This window comes from Paenibacillus phytorum (assembly GCF_013141715.1).
Lineage (GTDB): Bacteria > Bacillota > Bacilli > Paenibacillales > NBRC-103111 > Paenibacillus_E > Paenibacillus_E phytorum.
Genome location: NZ_WHOA01000241.1, coordinates 74,368 through 91,522, shown reverse-complemented (window position 1 = coordinate 91,522; position 17,155 = coordinate 74,368). Strand labels below are relative to the sequence as shown.

The window sequence follows — 17,155 nt, the reverse complement described above, 5'->3', positions numbered from 1 at the left end:
ATTTAAAGCTTTTCAGCGATTCGCAGCTTCGCGGATCTTGCCCTTTGATTGACTTCAAGCTCATGTTCGCTTGGTGAAATTGGTTTTCGTGTTACTAATTTTACAACTCCGGTCTTCTTGCAAACGCAATAGGGAAGATCCGAAGGACAGGTACATTTTTCAACGTTTTTCACAAAAAATTGTTTGCATATGCGATCTTCCAGTGAATGGAAGGTAATTACAGCAACTCGGCCTTGTGGGGCAAGGCAACGGAGTGATTGCTCCAGTGCTTCTTCAAAAGCTCCTAATTCATCGTTTACCGCTATACGCAGCGCTTGGAAGCTTCGCTTCGCGGGGTGACCGCCGGTCCTTCTCGCTGCAGCGGGAATACCTTCCTTGATAAGCTCCACCAGCTCACCTGTGGTTTCAATGGGTTGTTTGGTCCGAGCTTCCACAATGACGCCTGCGATCCGCCTGGAAAACTTTTCTTCCCCATACTCAAACAAAATTCGCGCAATTTGGTCTGCTGGCCACTCATTGACAATCGTTTTGGCAGTTAATTCTGTCGAACGATCCATCCTCATGTCAAGCTCTGCATCGTGGTTGTAGCTGAAACCGCGATCCCCATCATCAAGTTGTGGAGATGACACGCCAAGATCGAAGAGAATCCCATCCACCTGCGGCAAGCCATCACGTAGCGCTCTAGGCTCATTCTGGAGCACCTTCTCCAGCTCTCTGAAATTGCTTTTCACGATTTTCACTCGATCCAGGTAGGGCGCTAGCACGGTTTGAGCATTAGCTAAAGCAACATCATCCTGGTCTAGTGCAATCAGTAAGCCATTTGGACCTAACTTCGAAGCAATCAGGGAACTATGCCCTGCTCCTCCCATCGTACAATCCACGTAAACGCCATCCGGCTTTATATGTAAACCTTCAACAGATTCTTCCTTAAGTACCGTCACATGATGAAACACTTGGTGTCCTCCTAAGAGCTTTGCTTTAGCAAAGCTTTCTACGTTAGCATTAGCTGAGTTTTGCCTTGGCAAAACTAACTTCGTAAGCATAATCTGAGCTTTGCTTTAGCAAAGCTTTCTACGTAAGCCTCTATAAATCAAAATTAAAATCGACGAGTTTCTCAGCTATTTCATTGAACGACTGTTCTGATTCATTGGCATAGCTTTCCCAAATTTGCTTGCTCCAAATCTCAACTCGGTTGGAAACACCGATAACCACACAATCCTTTTCAAGTTTGGCATGATCCACGAGGTTGCCTGGAATGTTCGCTCTGCCTTGTTTATCGAGGTCACACTCCGTTGCACCGGAGAAGAAGAACCGGGTGAAGGCACGCGCATCTGATTTCATTAGCGGCAGTGCTTTGAGCTTCTGCTCGAGTATCGCCCATTCCGATTGCGGATAAACGAATAAGCACTGATCCAGACCGCGGGTGATGACAAATGAGTCGCCGAGGGCTTCGCGAAACTTGGCCGGGATGATCATTCGGCCTTTCTCGTCGATGCTATGTTGATATTCACCCATGAACATAGCATGTCGCCCCCTTTTCCTCCACTTTGTACCACTTTCCACCACATTTGAATCAATATTCGCTAAAAATAAAAGAAATCCTGCTTTGAGAGCAGGATTTTCAAAATTATTTTCAATTTTAGGTCTATTCTGCGTCTTTTGTTCCTTGTTTCTCATCTTCAAGTGCGTTTAAAGAAGCATTTTGATCTTTGAGTTGTACTCGCATCTCTTGCAGTTGTTTATTTCTTTTGCGTCTGAATACCCAGATCGGTACGCCAATCAATAGGCCAATGATGAGAATCGGAAATGCAGCTGCAAGGAAAACGAGAATACCTTGCATAACAGCAACTAGTACATTTAGGCTAGAATTCCATGCTTTTTGAATGCGTTCCTCTAGTGTTAACTTATGAGGATCAGATAGCAGCGGCTTATTACCCGTTTGCTGGTACATACGAAGCTCAATCGTCGAGAACGAGACATTTTGATCCAAATACCTTATCCGACCCTTTATCTGTTCAATCGCTTCTTGTACCTTGGATAGTTCATTTGAGAAAGCAAGCAGCTCATCTGTTTTTGAAGCCTTCTCCATAAAGCCTAATAATCTCGTTTCAACCATTTGTTTTGCTTTGAGGCGTGAGTTAAGATCCACATACTCCTCCGTCACATCTTGTCCCTGTACGTTCCTTTGAAGCGATGGACTCATCTTCTCTAAGCCATCTAACAAAGAGACAAACCCGTTTGCTGCGACTTTGATTGTATACGTCCCGCCCTGTTCCCCCGTATTTGCATTTTCCGAGAATTGCAGAATGTAAGCCCCACTAAGCGCTATAAGGTCACGGAGGGCTGTCTGAGCCTTACTGTAGTCCTCTACAGGCATAACCAAGTTAGCACGGTAGATCAACTTACGATTAAATCCGGCTGCATCATCGCTTCCCGTTGCTGGCATGACTGTGATCGGCGCGTTTTTTACGTCAGTAGGCGCTATTTCTGCCGTTCCCTCTTTCCCTTTGGATGTGGCATCTGCGCTGCTTGTTTTCCCTCCAGCAGCTGCAGCAGGAGCCGCGGACTTAGCGTCAATTGACTTTGCAGATTCTGCCTTCAAAGCGTCGCTAGTCGCAGACATTTTCATTTCTTTTGATGATGGCGCTGACGATTCGTCCTTTGCAGCGCTACAGCCTGATAGTATACTAATTACTAGCATACACGTCGCTAGCAGGAAAGAAATTTTCCGTACTAACCTATTCCTTTTTGTTTTGTTAGCCGCAATACTGCTGTGCATGAACCTACCGTTCTCTTTGCTTTTAATGACCCCCATCTTGCCAACCCCTCGCTACCAAATATAGGTTATACACCCTATAAACGGGGGTTAAGATGGAAAGGTTGCAAGTCGCCTAGTCACTTCAACAAATAATTGCTGATAAAATAAACCTTAGCCAATCCTTGTTCTACCGTTACACAAAAAAAGAAAACCTCCCAGCCCACTCTTAAAGTGGTCTGAAAGGTTCTCCAAAGCTTTTGAAGGCTTTTGAAAGTTCTCCAAGTCTCCAAAAAGCTCCCTTGATCTTAATGCTCCGCCCAGCTGTCCAGGTACATCTTCTGCTCTTCTGTCAACGAATCAATGCTAGTGCCAAGAGATTCCAACTTGAATCGAGCTACTTGCTCATCCAGCACATAAGGTACATTGACAACAGTTTTACCTAATTTCTTGTATTCATCATTTACATATTTAAGTGACATAGCTTGCAGCGCAAACGTCATATCCATAATTTCAGCCGGATGACCATCGCCTGCAGCTAGGTTAACTAGACGTCCCTCAGCAAGAATGTATACTTTACGACCGTCCGTCAATTGGTACTCTTCAATATTGCGTCTTACTGTACGCTTGGATGAAGACATTGCTTCAAGTTCCGGTTTGTTTACTTCCACGTCAAAGTGGCCTGCATTCGATAGAATCGCGCCATCTTTCATTACTTTGTAGTGCTCTCCACGAATCACATCACGGTTACCCGTAACTGTTACAAAGAAATCGCCCAATTTCGCTGCTTCAAGCATTGGCATAACAGCAAAGCCATCCATGTAGGCTTCGACACCTTTAATTGCATCAATTTCAGTTACGATTACATTCGCGCCCAAACCTTTAGCGCGCATAGCCACACCTTTACCACACCAGCCATACCCGACAACAACAACTGTTTTACCAGCTACAACCAAGTTGGTTGTACGGTTGATGCCATCCCAAACGGATTGACCTGTACCATAACGATTATCGAACAAGTATTTACAGAAAGCATCGTTAACTGCGACCATCGGGAATTCAAGCTTGCCTTCTTTCTCCATCGCTTTCAGACGAAGAATACCAGTTGTTGTTTCTTCAGCTCCGCCGCGCACTTGTACAGCCAAATCTTTGCGTTCGGAATGAAGAATAGAAACCAAATCGCCGCCATCATCAATGATCAGGTCAGGCTTCGTTTCGAGCGCTTTAATCAGCAGCTCTTTATATTCTTCCGGACTCGGATTGTATTTCGCAAAAACAGTGATACCATCCTCAACAAGCGCTGCACAAACGTCATCTTGTGTAGATAGCGGATTGCTGCCCGTAATCGTTACTTCAGCTCCACCGGCTTTTACTACTTTGGCTAAATAAGCTGTTTTCGCTTCTAAATGCAAGGAAATAGCCACTTTCAATCCTTTAAAAGGCTGTTCCTTCTCAAATTGCTCACGAATACGATTCAAAACAGGCATGTGCGCCTGGACCCAATCAATTTTCAAATGACCTTCCGGTGCTAGGGTTATATCAGCAACAATACTCTTTTCTACAGTTGTCATGTTCGTTTCCTCCTATAAATAATAAATACGATGCAAACCGTCAACAGGAATCGGCGTCTCAATTAAATCTCGGAGCCATTCATTCCCATACCGATTCATATAAGCACACCCATTATACACTCTTTCTTGCGGCTTGGCGAACGGTAATATCGTTAGTCTTATGCGTTCTAATTGTCGCAACGCCGCATCGAATTGCGTCTTATATGCTTCTCCTGCTTTATTACGTAAGAATTCGATTTGCTCGAGGATTTTCGCTAAATTCGTTTCTCCCAGCTTTTTAACCCCGGGGTTGATCGCAGCTAGAGATTCCACAAGAGGTGCGTAGTTCACACTGAATTCCGATTTTACAGCATCGAACCGCTCATTTAGTTGCAATGTATCTTGCGCATCCAGCCATTCTTGCTTCTTGTGCTCAAAGCGCTCAAGCACGTCCTCAAATGTAAAACCATATTTGTTCATTTGTTTCTGAACCGTACCCTCGATCAAAGTAAACTCCATGCGCGGTGCAATGATCGGCATTTTCATGCCAAACTGTTCGAAAGCATGCTTCGTCAGCGACCAATAAGCAATCTCACCAGGTCCTAACACAGTAGCGAGAACAGGGAATAGAAATTCTTGCATTAGAGGCCGCGACATCACGTTGTTGCTTAAATTCTCAGGTGTTGTTAATGCTAAATCTTGAAGCTGCTGTTTAGTATAACTATTGTCCTTCTTCTTATCTGTAAATAGTTCACCTTCACGATGTAAGAGCAGCCGCTGTCCATCTGCAAATATAAACAAATTAGCTCCGTCGTTGCTTATTTCAGCTTGACTCTCATATCCCGCTTGCTCAACTTCATCCTGACTCTTCTGTAACGATCCCAAGAATGCTTCATTCTGAAGGATAAGCTTCTCAAACATGGACGCTTCCAAAGCTCGTAAGGAAGGTTCATCGGAGTCTATAAGAACAAGCCCGTATTCCCCAAAGAGGATAGCCATCCAGCGAGCAAAAGCATCCGATAATGTTGCCCCATCCTCTGTTGTTCCCTCCAGCTTAGCGATTAGCGAAGCTTTAAACTCTGTATCCATCAGGGATTGATCTAACGCCGCCAAAGCCTCTTTCCATGCATCAGGTTCAAGAGGCAGCCTACTGACGGATGTGCGTCGTCCTGTCGGATGATCAACCTTGATTTTCTCAATTTGCTGAGCATTCGATAACGTATACGTATGGTTAACTTCATCGAAGTCATGATCCTCACCGGCGATCCAAAAAATCGGCACAACCGGGCGTTGTAATTTCCCACTCCATTCACGAGCCAGTTGAACAATGCTTATAGCTTTGTACAGAACAAGCAGCGAACCACCAAACAACCCGGCTTGCTGGCCCCCCACAATCGCAAGTGTATCCTTATCAGCCAATGACGAGATATGATCAAATGCAGCCTGTGTATTTCCTATTCTCTCATTGTATTTTCTCAAGACTTGCACCAAGAGCCTTCGATCAACTTGAGGTGAAGTCTTTACTTCGTCTAACCATTGAACTCGGGACCGCCAGTCCTCCAAGTTTCCGAAGTGGTAAGGAAATAAAGCTTTAGCTTTATCTGTCTGAGCTATGTAATCTTCCGCTAACTTCTGATTTTTCTTCCAATGAAAAGTTTCCATTTGCATATGCGACTAGTGTCTCCTCTTCATACCAAATAAAACGACTATTCTTTGATTGTACACGTAAGGTTCGCAATCGTCAAAACTGTATTTTAAATAATTACAATTGAACATTAAAAAGCCGCCCCCTACGGGGACGGCTGAACAATCTTAATACAAATGACAAGCTACGAAGTGATTTGGTTCCACTTCTTTGGATGGCGGCATCGATTCCGCACACTGCGGCATTGCTTGTGGACAGCGCGTACGGAACGGACATCCACTAGGCGGATTAAGCGGACTTGGTACATCACCTTGAAGAATGATGCGCTCACGTGTACGCTCAATTTCCGGATCTGGGATCGGAATCGCAGAAAGCAGCGACTGTGTGTAAGGATGAAGCGGCTTCGCGTAAAGAGCATCAGACGTCGTCACCTCAACGAGGTTACCAAGATACATAACACCGATACGATCGGAAATATGCTTAACCATCGCCAAATCATGCGCGATAAATAAATAAGTCAAGCCCATTTCTTTCTGTAATCTCTTGAACAAGTTAACAACCTGTGCTTGCACGGAAACGTCCAATGCAGAGATCGGCTCATCCGCAATAATAAATTTCGGTTCAATTGCAAGCGCACGGGCAATCCCGATACGTTGACGCTGACCACCGGAAAATTCATGCGGGAAACGATTGGCATGCTCATCGTTCAAACCAACGGCGCGAAGCAATTCCATCACACGTTCTTTACGTTTAAGACCTTTGTACAATCCATGAATATCAATACCTTCAGCAATGATATTCCCCACCGTCATACGAGGGTTCAAAGAAGCGTAAGGATCTTGGAATACCATTTGCATATTCCGATTAAAGTCTTTCAGCTTCTTCCCCTTCAACTTATGAACATCTTCACCGTCGAAAATAACTTCGCCTTCTGTTGCATCATAAAGCTTGATAATCGTTCTACCCGCTGTCGATTTCCCACATCCGGATTCCCCTACAAGTCCAAATGTTTCACCGCGGTTAATTTCTATAGAGAAATTGTCAACAGCTTTCAATATTTTACCGTTGCCAAGATTAAAATGCTTCTTCATATTACGAATTTGTAAAATCGGTTGATTAGATTTAGACATGTTGATGCCCCCCCACTCCTACAGGACGTTCAACCTTCGGTGCATCTGGGTGCAGCAGCCAGCAAGCGGCACTGTGTGTCTCAGAAAGCGACGTATGCTCTGGATCTTCTTCCAAACAATGATTCATCGCATATGGACATCTGGCTGCAAAAGCACACCCTTTTGGAGGTGCGAACAGATCTGGAGGTGTACCTGGAATCGGCACAAGCTCTTCATTACTATTCGTATCCAAACGCGGCACTGAACGAAGCAAGCCCCATGTATATGGATGCTGCGGTTCGTAGAAAATTTCATCTACTGTACCTTGCTCAATAATTTTCCCAGCGTACATAACGACAACACGTTGAGCCATATCAGCTACGACACCAAGGTCATGTGTAATTAAGATAATAGATGAGTCCGTTTTAACAGAGATCGTCTTCATCAAATCAATGATTTGCGCCTGGATCGTCACATCAAGAGCCGTTGTTGGCTCATCTGCGATAAGCAGTTTAGGCGAACAAGCAAGTGCGATAGCAATCATAACACGTTGACGCATACCACCGGAGAGCTCATGTGGATATTGGTGAATACGGCCCTCTGGAGAGTTAATGCCTACAAGCTTGAGAATTTCAATCGCTTTCTCAGTTGCAGCCTTTTTATTCAAACCTTCATGCTTAATTAGACCTTCTGTAATTTGATCGCCGACTTTCATCGTCGGATTCAAAGAAGTCATTGGATCCTGGAAAATCATACCCATTTCGGATCCGCGAATTTTCTCCATCTGTTTGTTTGAAAGCTTGGTAATATCCATTTTCCCGTCAAACATGATAGAACCGCTTTTTATATAGCTAGGCGGAGTAGGAATTAAACGCATGAGCGTTTGTGCCGTAACGGACTTACCGCAGCCGGATTCACCTACAATCGCCAACACTTCACCTTTTTTCAAAGAAAAAGATACGCCGCGAACAGCTTGAACTTCCCCCGCATATGTCCGGAAAGAAACTCTCAAATCTTTTACTTCAAGTAAATTGTTATTGGTGCTCATCATTATTCACCCCTTCTTACTTGCGCATTTTTGGATCAAGCGCATCACGAAGCCCATCGCCGAGTAAATTGAAGCTTAATAGAATCAAGCTGAAAATAATAGTCGGGAAAATAAGGCGATGCGGATATAACCGGATATAGTTGGCGCCGTCCGATAGCAAGTTACCCAGCGATGCGAGCGGCGGTTTAACACCAAGACCAATGAAGCTAAGGAACGCTTCAGTAAAGATAGCAGCTGGAACAACAAATGTAATTTGCACGATGATGATACCTAACGCATTAGGAATCAAGCTGCGCATAATAATTCTCATTGGAGATGCGCCAAGTGTACGGGATGCAAGCACGAACTCTTGCTCTTTCAACGTGAGCATTTGACCGCGCACCAAACGTGCCATTGGAACCCACCCCGTTATTGCCATAGCCAAAATAATAGATGAAACACCGGAACCGATAACCATAATGAGTAGAATCGCGATCAACAAGAAAGGAATCGCATAGACGATTTCAATCGTACGCTGCATTACTTCATCAACTTTCCCGCCATAGTACGCAGAAATACCACCATAAAGAACACCGATAACCAAATCAATTAAAGCTGCTACAATCCCGATAAATAAGGAGATACGTGTTCCCCACCATACACGGGTCCAAACATCGCGTCCGAAGTCGTCTGTACCGAACCAGTGTTCACCACTTGGAGACACATTTTTTACTTTTAAGTTTTGTGTCTGATAATCGTAGCTTGAAACAAAAGGTACAATAATCGCTAATACGATCAAGGCAACCAATATAATTAAGCCAGCCATAGCCAGTCTATTTTTCTTAAGTCGTCTCCATGCGTCCTGCCAATAATTGAGCGAAGGTCTAACAATTTTTTCGCCAGTTAAAGATTTATTTGAAACGGGAGCAAACTTGTAGTTATTCTCAGTTGCATTATTTGGTGTTTGCATGATTTATTTCCCGCCTTTCCCAAGACGAATTCTAGGGTCTACAAAGCCATACACTACGTCTGTGATAAAGATGACTAAGATAAGTATACTTGAATAGAAAATCGTTAATCCAGAGATCATGGTGTAATCGTTGGAAGAAACGGAAGAAACGAAATGTTTTCCTAAGCCCGGCACACCGAAAATTTGCTCAACAACCAGCGTTCCAGTGATTACGTTTACAAATATTGGACCTATAATTGTGATAACTGGTAAAATAGCATTTCTTATCGTGTGCTTAACAACAACTGTAAAATTGCTCAAACCTTTGGATTTGGCTGTCTTAATATAATCCTGATTCAGAACGTCCAACATGGACGTACGCATCAAACGTGCCAAAATGGCAATGGTTCCAAATGACAGCGCAATTGATGGTAAAATTCGATAACTTGGACCTTTCCATAAACCTGCTGGGAGAATACCCCATTTAACACCGATATAATAAGAAAGCAATGGACCAAGAACAAAGGATGGGATAGATACACCCAGAATCGCAATGAACATTGCCGTGTAATCGCCTGCTTTATTATGCTTCAGAGATGCAATAATCCCTAATGTGAGACCTGCAACTATGGCAATAGCGATAGAGATTAACCCAAGTTCTAGTGAAGAAGGGAATGCTTGTTTGATAATATCAGTAACTTTGTGAGCAGGGAATTGAAAGGAAGCTCCTAGATCGCCATGGATGATGTTGTTCATGAATGTCAAGTATTGTTCCCATAGTGGCTTATCTAAACCGTATTGCTTCATCAGCATCTCTTTCGTAGCCTTAGGAATCTTTTCGGCGCCTTCTCCTAGTGGATTACCTGGTAAGTTTTTCATCAATACGAATGTGAATGATGCAATAAGCCATAACGTAATAAGCGCATATAAGAAACGGCGAAGAATGAACTTAACCATAATGCTCCTCCTTTATTAAAATTAACTGCTTAGAAATTTAGAAGGGGCCGCTCCCACGAGGTGCGAACGGCCCCTTCTTCTTAAAATGATATGCTGTTTGGACTACTTAATAGATGTCCATTTCAATTCCCATTCTTGACCAAATGATGGAAGAATCAAACCGTTAACTGAAGGCTTTTTCAAGTAAGCACGAGTACGGAAGTAAAGTGGTGCTACACCTTGATCATCCATCAGGATTTTCTCAGCTTCAATCATTGCTTTCGCACGTTTAGAAGGATCAACTTCTGTTTGAGCTTGCTTAATTAGTGTATCATATTGCGGGTTGCTGTAGTCGCCTTCATCAAATTCTCCGCCAGTTACCCACATATCCAAGAATGTCATTGGATCGTTGTAATCCGCGCCCCATAGGGAAAGAACGATGTCGAAGTCATGTTTGGAGGACAACTCGATACGCAATGCATGCGGAACTGGGTTCGCTTCTGCATCGTATCCAAGGTTTTGTTTCCATTGTGCAAGGATGAACTCAAGTGATTTTTTCGCAGTTTCTGTATCATCCGCGTTCACTTTCATTTTTGGAAGAGCTGTTAATCCAGCTTCTTTCAAACCTTCAGCAAGCAATTGTTTAGCTTTAGCAGCATCGAATTTAGGTTGTGTTTCGCCAGCAGATTTACGGAAATCCCCGCCTGCACCATCCGAAGTACCACCTGGCACTAAACCTGTAGAAGCCACAGATCCGTTAGCAAGAACAGTATCTACATACGCTTGACGATCGATTGCCATACCTAAAGCTTGACGAATTTTCTTGTTAGCCAAGGCAGGAACTTTTTTCGTTTGGTACATCAAGTAAGAGTTAGTCAACTCAGGTTTTGGCAAGTTGTCTGGTTTGCCTGCATATAGTTTAAGTTGATCGCGATTGATTTCAGCCAAATCAGCTGCATCTGTTTCGTATAGGTTAAGTCCTGTATTTGTATCTTTTACGATATTGACAGTTGCTTTCGTAAGCTTAACGTTAGCAGCATCCCAATATTTATCGTTTTTAACTAGTTCAAGTGTTTGGCCATGATCCCATTTGCTTAAAATAAATGGACCTGCACCAATTACTTTATCAGCTTCTGCTCCATATTTATCGCCAGCTTTGGTAACGAAATCTTCTCTTTGTGGCAAGAAAGTTCCGAACGCAAGCATTTGTGTAAAGAAAGTAACTGGTTTCTCAAGTTTAATTTCAAGTTGCTTGTCGCTAATTGCTTTTACGCCAAGTGCGTCTTGAGCTTTTTTAACCTCTTCAGGTGTTTTTGCTTTCGTTACAGCTTCTCCACCTTTAATCCAAGCTACTACGAAACTGTATTGCCCTTTAGTTGCTGGATCTAATGTACGTTTGAAAGAATAAACGAAATCCTGTGCTTTTACTGGTTGACCATCTGACCAGTTCGCATTGTCGCGAATGTCGATTGTGTAAGTTAGACCATCAGCAGAAATTTTAGGGAAATCTTTTGCAAGTCCGGGAGTCGCTTTGCCGTCTTTGTCAGAACGATAAAGACCTTCATTAAATGCGCTAATGAATGTGAAAGCAGCATTAGCAGTTGCTTTGGAGCTATCCATAACAGGTGGCTCTGCAGTAAAGTTGATTTTAATCTCTTGTGGTTTGTTAGATGCCGCAGGAGCCGTTGTACCTTTAGTATCCCCAGTTGGTGATGCTGTTGGTTCTTCTTTTTTGGCACAACCAATTGCCACACTACCCATAAGCGTTAATGCTACTGCTGTAGAAACCCATTTCGTCGCTTTCATATAAACTCCTCCTTTAAAATATGTATCTAAACATCTATGGTTAGGTGTTTTGATAGTTTCACTAACATAAACCTCACACCTTGTACCCAAAAATAAATGAAACCGCTTCACACATGTCAGTATATCTGACTCGAACCTCTGGTAAAAAAAATTACTAGACTCTACGCAAGGAATTATAACATATTACTATGCTTTGTCCAGAACTAATTTTACTTTCATTCACCTTGGATAAAATTTTAATTCACCCATGTTAAAATAATATGAAGAAAAAGGTCCTTTACGGTTTCTAATTATACAACCATCGGTCAATAAAATCTAGACGGATTTCATTGTTATTTTCTACAATTCTCAAATAAATATTACAAACATACGCTAAAAATTGATTTATTCACATTATTTCCACAAAATTGTGTTGCCTAGGTAGAAAATATATAATTTTTCCCGATATGCAGGAAAAACAGCAGGATGTAAAGTGCTGATAGACCCAGAAAACTAAGTCTCCATACTACCCTGCTAACCTTTAATAATTCGGTTTTCCCCTTCAGATGCGTCTGATAACCACCGATGATCCCAAAAGCGATGAGCAGCACGAGAGCAATTAGCCAGAAACCAAAATTCGTATGAAATAATTGATTCCACATCAAAGAAACAGAGCCTAGCAGAAATAACGTCGTCACGTCCATGGTAAGTCTTGTTGTCATTTTCTTATCTCTAAGAAAAAGAAAGACTAGAAACCACATAAAGATAAACGTAATAAACGGCGCCACTGCTAAGACCGCATATATCGTAGATATCCAACTGGCTAGCACATTCATCATTAAGAATCACCTACTTATTCTAGGGCTTTCACTAATTGGTACACGGTTTGGTGAGTCGGAATCTCAAGTTTTAATTCTTTTGCCATTTTTACTAGGCTTCCGTTAATATGATCAATCTCGGTTCGTCGGGACTGTTCAATATCCTGAAGCATAGATGAATGGTTTAAGCTAGTGGCTTCACAGACGCTAAGCAGCGTGTCCCATAGCTCATCAGGCAGTAAAATCCCCTTGGCGGTCGCCACCATACGAGTTTCTTGATAAAGGTCATTCATGAGTGAGCGCGTCCAGGGTGAAAGCAGCAGATCTCCGTTCTTTACACGTAAAATTGCTGTAAGCGGATTAATTACTGCATTTATCGTCAGCTTGCTCCAAATCCTTACATCCATGTTCTTCGACATCTTTGTATGAAATCCTGCCTTCTCAAGCATCTCAACTAACAAAATATGTATTGAATCTACAAAATGATCAGAATCTTCAGATGTTCCTATATAACTGATACCATGGCCTGTGTGAGTAACCGCCGTTAAGCCCTCTCGTCTAGCCCCTTCCGTCGTCACAGCGAGCAGCAAGCGATCCCGCCCCAGCTCTTCACCTAACCTCTCTTCGTGCCCTATTCCGTTCTGGAAACTTATTAAGTAGGTGTCTTTAGACATTAGAGACTTCAAATTGTTGATTAGTTCTTGTGTAATTGCAGGCTGTTTGACCATGAGAAATATGTAATCAAAATGATGTAAAGACGATTTAGCAGTTTCTGCCCCTTCTATATAATAGCGGAAATCTATGACCCCACTACGAGTAGTCCTAATTGCTTCTGCAGTTCCAACCAACTCGATTCCCTTCTGATCTAGCTTATCTGCTTGTTCTATCGTTCTTGCAATGACAGTCATATGTTCACAAAAAGCAGACAACTTAGCAGCGAATAGCAGTCCTAAGGAGCCTGCACCAATAATCATAATGCGCATCTCACGTCCCCCCTTTACATACAATTCCCATTATACAACAAAAAAGCCCCAGTCCAAGGGCTCTCCTTGTTCTGAAGCTTCTATATGTAAGGACCGACGGAAACTCATTCTACTCTTTCTAGGTTACCATTCGCATCCATCTTGAACCGCGGCTTCTCTTCTTCCTCTTCTTCAACAAGGAAGGCCATTTTCCTAGCACGATCCATAATTTGAATCAATGCTTTATAATCATCATTCACAACACGATAATCCGTCTCAACCTCATTAACTTGTTTATTCAACTTGTTGTTTTCTCTGCCAAGTCTATCTAGTTCGTCCTCTTTGTCTTGCAGCTCTTTTTCCAAATTTTTAATATGACGATTCATATCTTGGTACGTGTTTCTCCATTGTCTTAGAAACCGGATCACAGCATCAATTGATAATGTCTCTTCCGTAAATGTCTCTACTTTGCCCGTAGACAACTCTGGTCCATCCAGTAATCCAATGGAAGAAGAACCGGAAATCGAGACGGCCGCATGCTTTTTGAGCTGCGTTCTCTTCTGGCGCTGCGCTTTAGCAATCTGAATAGCCGCTTCATATTTTTTCCTTACAAAACTGTTCCATCGAAATCCACATGCTGCCGCTGTACGCCCTATGCGCTCTCCAACCTCTTCGAATGCAGATAATTGTGTACTTCCCTCTCGTATGTGACGCAGTGTCACTTCCGCTAAGATTAAGTCGTCTTCATCGCTCCAAGCATCTTGTCTAATTGCTGACATATGGTCAAACCTCCTAACATAATATAGGGATCTTTGGCGTAGACAAAGACTCACCTATTGGGGATGCATCATAATAAAGAATCAATTTGTAGAGAGCAGGGATAAATTGATTCGTGCCATTATTATTATTTCTATGCCCGTACTAGAGTTCATAGAATCTATTTGATACTAAATGGTATTGCCAAATTTTTTGTCACTCATACATGGGATCCCGATAAAAAGGCATACTACTACTATCTGATGAAATGTTTTCAATTTCGTCACCGTTTGACGGTTTACACCGCTCATTTCAAACGGTATAATGTGTTGTAGTTAAAGTGCAACGTGGTATGAGAGGGGGATGTTACGAGAATGGATCGCATGTTTCGGGTTCTAGGTTTTTGGACACTTGTTATCGCACTAATGAGCTTAGCTGGCGATATGATACCTATGTCTCTGATTTTCTTTTTTCAAACTGCCGTATTCGTCATTCTAGGCTATATGCGCTTGTCAGAACGAACTTACATATTGTTGTTCTGGGGATATATGATTATTTCCTTCAGCGGATTTACGTATTGGTCATTTTTCAAAATGTCTGTCTAAACCCCACAACAATAACAACAAGCAAAAAGGTGAACCGACTGTTTCTCAGCGGCTCACCTTTTTTTCATTGATACGAGAATGCTTACTTGCGACGAACACTTTGAACAGCTCACTCATTTGGTCGCTTAGGAGCAACTGCCTAATTGAGCGGTTCCGCTTGGACACTTCACTGAAAGGGTTAGGATCATAGTGGTCTTGAAGCCTTTGTAATATCCCTTGCTCCACCAGAAACTCCCTTTGCGTCTGAAGTTGGCAGTCAGTAAATCCACTCTGCCTTGAAGCTAATTCGCAAGAAGTGAAATTAACATGCGATGTCATATCCTGCTCACCCTGGTGGATGAAGGGGTCATCCTGAGCTTGATGTTTGCGATAGCACATGAATGTTCCATTAAAACGGTGAGGAGCGAATAGTTCTTCTGCTGTATCGCCATAATCAATGATCATGCAACTCCCGCTTCGGATCCGTTCAGCTACACGTGAGACCCAACTCTCAGCTTCAAGGTTTATCTCCCCTATTTGACCATCCAACCATTGAACTTTGGAACGTTCTAGAAAGTCTAATATACGTTGCGAGCTAATAGGACGCCAAATTTCTTGAAAAATTTGCTCCTCCTCTTGCCATTTCACATAGGACTCCTGAAAAAGCAAATCTTTATAGCGAATTCGGTGGATCGGGAAAGCATCCAATAGTTCATTCGCAAGAACATAAACCTGATCTTGCGGCGTCTGAGCCAACCATTCTGTTTCACTTGTGAATTGAATAACTTGGGCATGCTCTTCAAGCATTGATCGCTGCTGCTGACGATGGTAAGCACTTGATTCAATGATTGTATAGGTTAAACGAGCATAAACGGCGGGTTCATTTCGCTTTATTTCGCCCAATATATGAAAGGCCATTCGCCCGTTACCCCCTCCCCATTCAACGACGTGAACGGGTTCTGTATGAGGACTTTCAATATTCAGCTGCTTACAAATAAATGATGCCACCATTTCCCCCATCACTGAACCAATAGAGGAACTTGTATAAAAATCTCCCTGTTTGCCGATTTTCGGCCTCTCATTGCGATAATACCCATACGGTTCGCTGTATAGACAAATTTCCATATAGTCTCTGAAGGCGATGGCTTGAAATTCTGCTGACTGAATGGCCTCTTTTAAGGCTGTCACAACACATGGGTGCCCGAGCTGATGATTCAATGAAGAACCCTCCAATTCTTTACTTAAAGACAAAACATAAGGAAACCATTATAATGAAGAAGGATTTATGGAAGGAGAGACAGAAAAGCATGTCAAAGAAGTGGATTACCTTAACAGCGGTAACGGCGATCAGCCTAATATCGTTGACAGCTTGTACAGATAACACGAAGGTCAAAGAAGCACTCGAACAATCACTAAATAAACAAAAAGAGATGAAATCTTACACCTTCGATGGGAGCACAACATTAGCCATAAGCGATGGATTGATGAAATCGTCCAACCCTTTAACTAACGGGCTGTTATCTTTGGTCAGAGAAAGCACAATCGATTGGAAGGGCATTAGCAATGTGGAGCCACTCCAGTTCCAGACGAACTTGAAAATAACACCTAAGGGTTCTACATCCCCTTTTGAGATTCCAATTCTCATTAAAGATAGCAAATTGTATTTTAATATGCCAGCATTAAATAAAACACCTGACGAGTACTATGCAATCGATCTACAAAAAATGAGTCAGAACAGTACTAGTCCCTTAACCGTAGACACCTTGAAAAATACTTCTCAATTGTCAACGACACTTGGTAATCTTATATTTAGCGGGATTGATCCAAAATGGTATAAAGAAGCCAAGGAACCGGTTAAGCTGAAAGACGGCTCTTCTGCCAAATCCATTAGCGTCGAACTTACCAGTAAAAATGAAAAAGAATTGAATACCCTGATGCAAACAAAACTCCCGGAGTTTATTGGGTACTTACAAAGTAATGGATTCCTTACAGCCGATAAAGCCGAACAACTCAAAAAAAATCAAGCAAATAACTTGCAGCTCAAGGCTCCGGGTAAAATGGTTGTCGCCATTGATGACGCTGGCTTTATTCGTGACCAAACAATTGATGTAGGATTCACAGTAACAGTTGATGGCAAAGCTCAGGATAACCATATCCTTCTTCACCAAACCTACGACGCTATCAATCAAGCTTCTCCGTTAACGAAAGAAATACCGAAAAACGTTAAAAGCTTCGATGAAATCCTTAAATTAATTACACCGGCAAAAAAATAGATCTAA

16 protein-coding genes are annotated in these 17,155 nt (G+C 42.5%); 2 read left to right on the top strand and 14 right to left on the bottom strand.

The genetic code is table 11. The annotated features are described in order from the left end of the window. Nucleotides 1–2: 2 nt before the first annotated feature. The 13 genes from rsmH to GC098_RS33495 all read right to left on the bottom strand — a co-directional run bounded on the left by rsmH (nucleotide 3) and on the right by GC098_RS33495 (nucleotide 14,315). Nucleotides 3–953 carry a 16S rRNA (cytosine(1402)-N(4))-methyltransferase RsmH gene (gene rsmH / locus GC098_RS33555; protein WP_171648385.1) on the bottom strand — a complete coding sequence of 317 codons (951 nt, stop codon included), beginning with the start codon at nucleotides 951–953 and terminating at the stop codon, nucleotides 3–5. 130 nt (nucleotides 954–1,083) lie between these two features. Continuing rightward, nucleotides 1,084–1,521, bottom strand: a complete 438-nt coding sequence (gene mraZ, locus GC098_RS33550; RefSeq protein WP_029196525.1) for a division/cell wall cluster transcriptional repressor MraZ — start codon at nucleotides 1,519–1,521, stop codon at nucleotides 1,084–1,086. A gap of 124 nt (nucleotides 1,522–1,645) precedes the next feature. Then, complete coding sequence (locus GC098_RS33545) at nucleotides 1,646–2,815, bottom strand: DUF4349 domain-containing protein (RefSeq protein WP_171648383.1); 1,170 nt, start codon at nucleotides 2,813–2,815, stop codon at nucleotides 1,646–1,648. A 248-nt stretch (nucleotides 2,816–3,063) separates the two neighbouring features. Next, complete coding sequence (locus GC098_RS33540) at nucleotides 3,064–4,326, bottom strand: adenosylhomocysteinase (RefSeq protein ID WP_047672343.1); 1,263 nt, start codon at nucleotides 4,324–4,326, stop codon at nucleotides 3,064–3,066. Between the two features lie 12 nt (nucleotides 4,327–4,338). Further along, nucleotides 4,339–5,973: a bacillithiol biosynthesis cysteine-adding enzyme BshC gene (gene bshC / locus GC098_RS33535; protein ID WP_171648381.1), complete on the bottom strand. Its 1,635-nt coding sequence runs from the start codon at nucleotides 5,971–5,973 to the stop codon at nucleotides 4,339–4,341. Nucleotides 5,974–6,117: 144 nt separating this feature from the next. After that, a complete protein-coding gene (locus GC098_RS33530) occupies nucleotides 6,118–7,080 on the bottom strand; it encodes an ABC transporter ATP-binding protein (RefSeq protein WP_171648379.1) in 963 nt (320 codons plus the stop codon). Beyond that, nucleotides 7,073–8,107, bottom strand: coding sequence for an ABC transporter ATP-binding protein (locus GC098_RS33525; RefSeq protein WP_171648377.1), 1,035 nt, complete (start codon nucleotides 8,105–8,107; stop codon nucleotides 7,073–7,075). The genes GC098_RS33530 and GC098_RS33525 overlap by 8 nt, the downstream gene beginning before the upstream one ends. A 16-nt stretch (nucleotides 8,108–8,123) precedes the next feature. Further along, a complete protein-coding gene (locus GC098_RS33520; RefSeq protein ID WP_171648375.1) occupies nucleotides 8,124–9,056 on the bottom strand; it encodes an ABC transporter permease in 933 nt (310 codons plus the stop codon). A gap of 3 nt (nucleotides 9,057–9,059) precedes the next feature. Next, a complete protein-coding gene (locus GC098_RS33515) occupies nucleotides 9,060–9,992 on the bottom strand; it encodes an ABC transporter permease (protein WP_171648373.1) in 933 nt (310 codons plus the stop codon). 102 nt (nucleotides 9,993–10,094) lie between these two features. Continuing rightward, on the bottom strand, nucleotides 10,095–11,777 hold the full coding sequence (locus tag GC098_RS33510) for a peptide ABC transporter substrate-binding protein (protein WP_171648371.1): 1,683 nt from the start codon (nucleotides 11,775–11,777) through the stop codon (nucleotides 10,095–10,097). A 416-nt stretch (nucleotides 11,778–12,193) separates the two neighbouring features. Further along, nucleotides 12,194–12,595 carry a DUF3397 domain-containing protein gene (locus GC098_RS33505; RefSeq protein WP_171648369.1) on the bottom strand — a complete coding sequence of 134 codons (402 nt, stop codon included), beginning with the start codon at nucleotides 12,593–12,595 and terminating at the stop codon, nucleotides 12,194–12,196. Between the two features lie 14 nt (nucleotides 12,596–12,609). After that, nucleotides 12,610–13,557, bottom strand: a complete 948-nt coding sequence (locus GC098_RS33500) for a ketopantoate reductase family protein (RefSeq protein ID WP_171648367.1) — start codon at nucleotides 13,555–13,557, stop codon at nucleotides 12,610–12,612. Nucleotides 13,558–13,661: 104 nt separating this feature from the next. Then, the gene (locus GC098_RS33495) at nucleotides 13,662–14,315 is read right to left on the bottom strand and encodes an RsfA family transcriptional regulator (protein WP_171648365.1); all 654 of its coding nucleotides are present in this window, start codon (nucleotides 14,313–14,315) and stop codon (nucleotides 13,662–13,664) included. A 351-nt stretch (nucleotides 14,316–14,666) separates the two neighbouring features. Here GC098_RS33495 and GC098_RS33490 point away from each other — a divergent pair, with 351 nt between their 5' ends. After that, on the top strand, nucleotides 14,667–14,897 hold the full coding sequence (locus GC098_RS33490; protein WP_029196536.1) for a DUF2626 domain-containing protein: 231 nt from the start codon (nucleotides 14,667–14,669) through the stop codon (nucleotides 14,895–14,897). Nucleotides 14,898–14,942: 45 nt separating this feature from the next. Here the strand turns inward: GC098_RS33490 and GC098_RS33485 are convergent, their stop codons facing one another. After that, the gene (locus GC098_RS33485) at nucleotides 14,943–16,094 is read right to left on the bottom strand and encodes a class I SAM-dependent methyltransferase (RefSeq protein WP_171648363.1); all 1,152 of its coding nucleotides are present in this window, start codon (nucleotides 16,092–16,094) and stop codon (nucleotides 14,943–14,945) included. Between the two features lie 89 nt (nucleotides 16,095–16,183). On the opposite strand from GC098_RS33485, the gene GC098_RS33480 reads away from it, so the two are divergent. Next, the gene (locus tag GC098_RS33480; RefSeq protein ID WP_171648361.1) at nucleotides 16,184–17,149 is read left to right on the top strand and encodes a hypothetical protein; all 966 of its coding nucleotides are present in this window, start codon (nucleotides 16,184–16,186) and stop codon (nucleotides 17,147–17,149) included. Nucleotides 17,150–17,155: the final 6 nt, after the last annotated feature.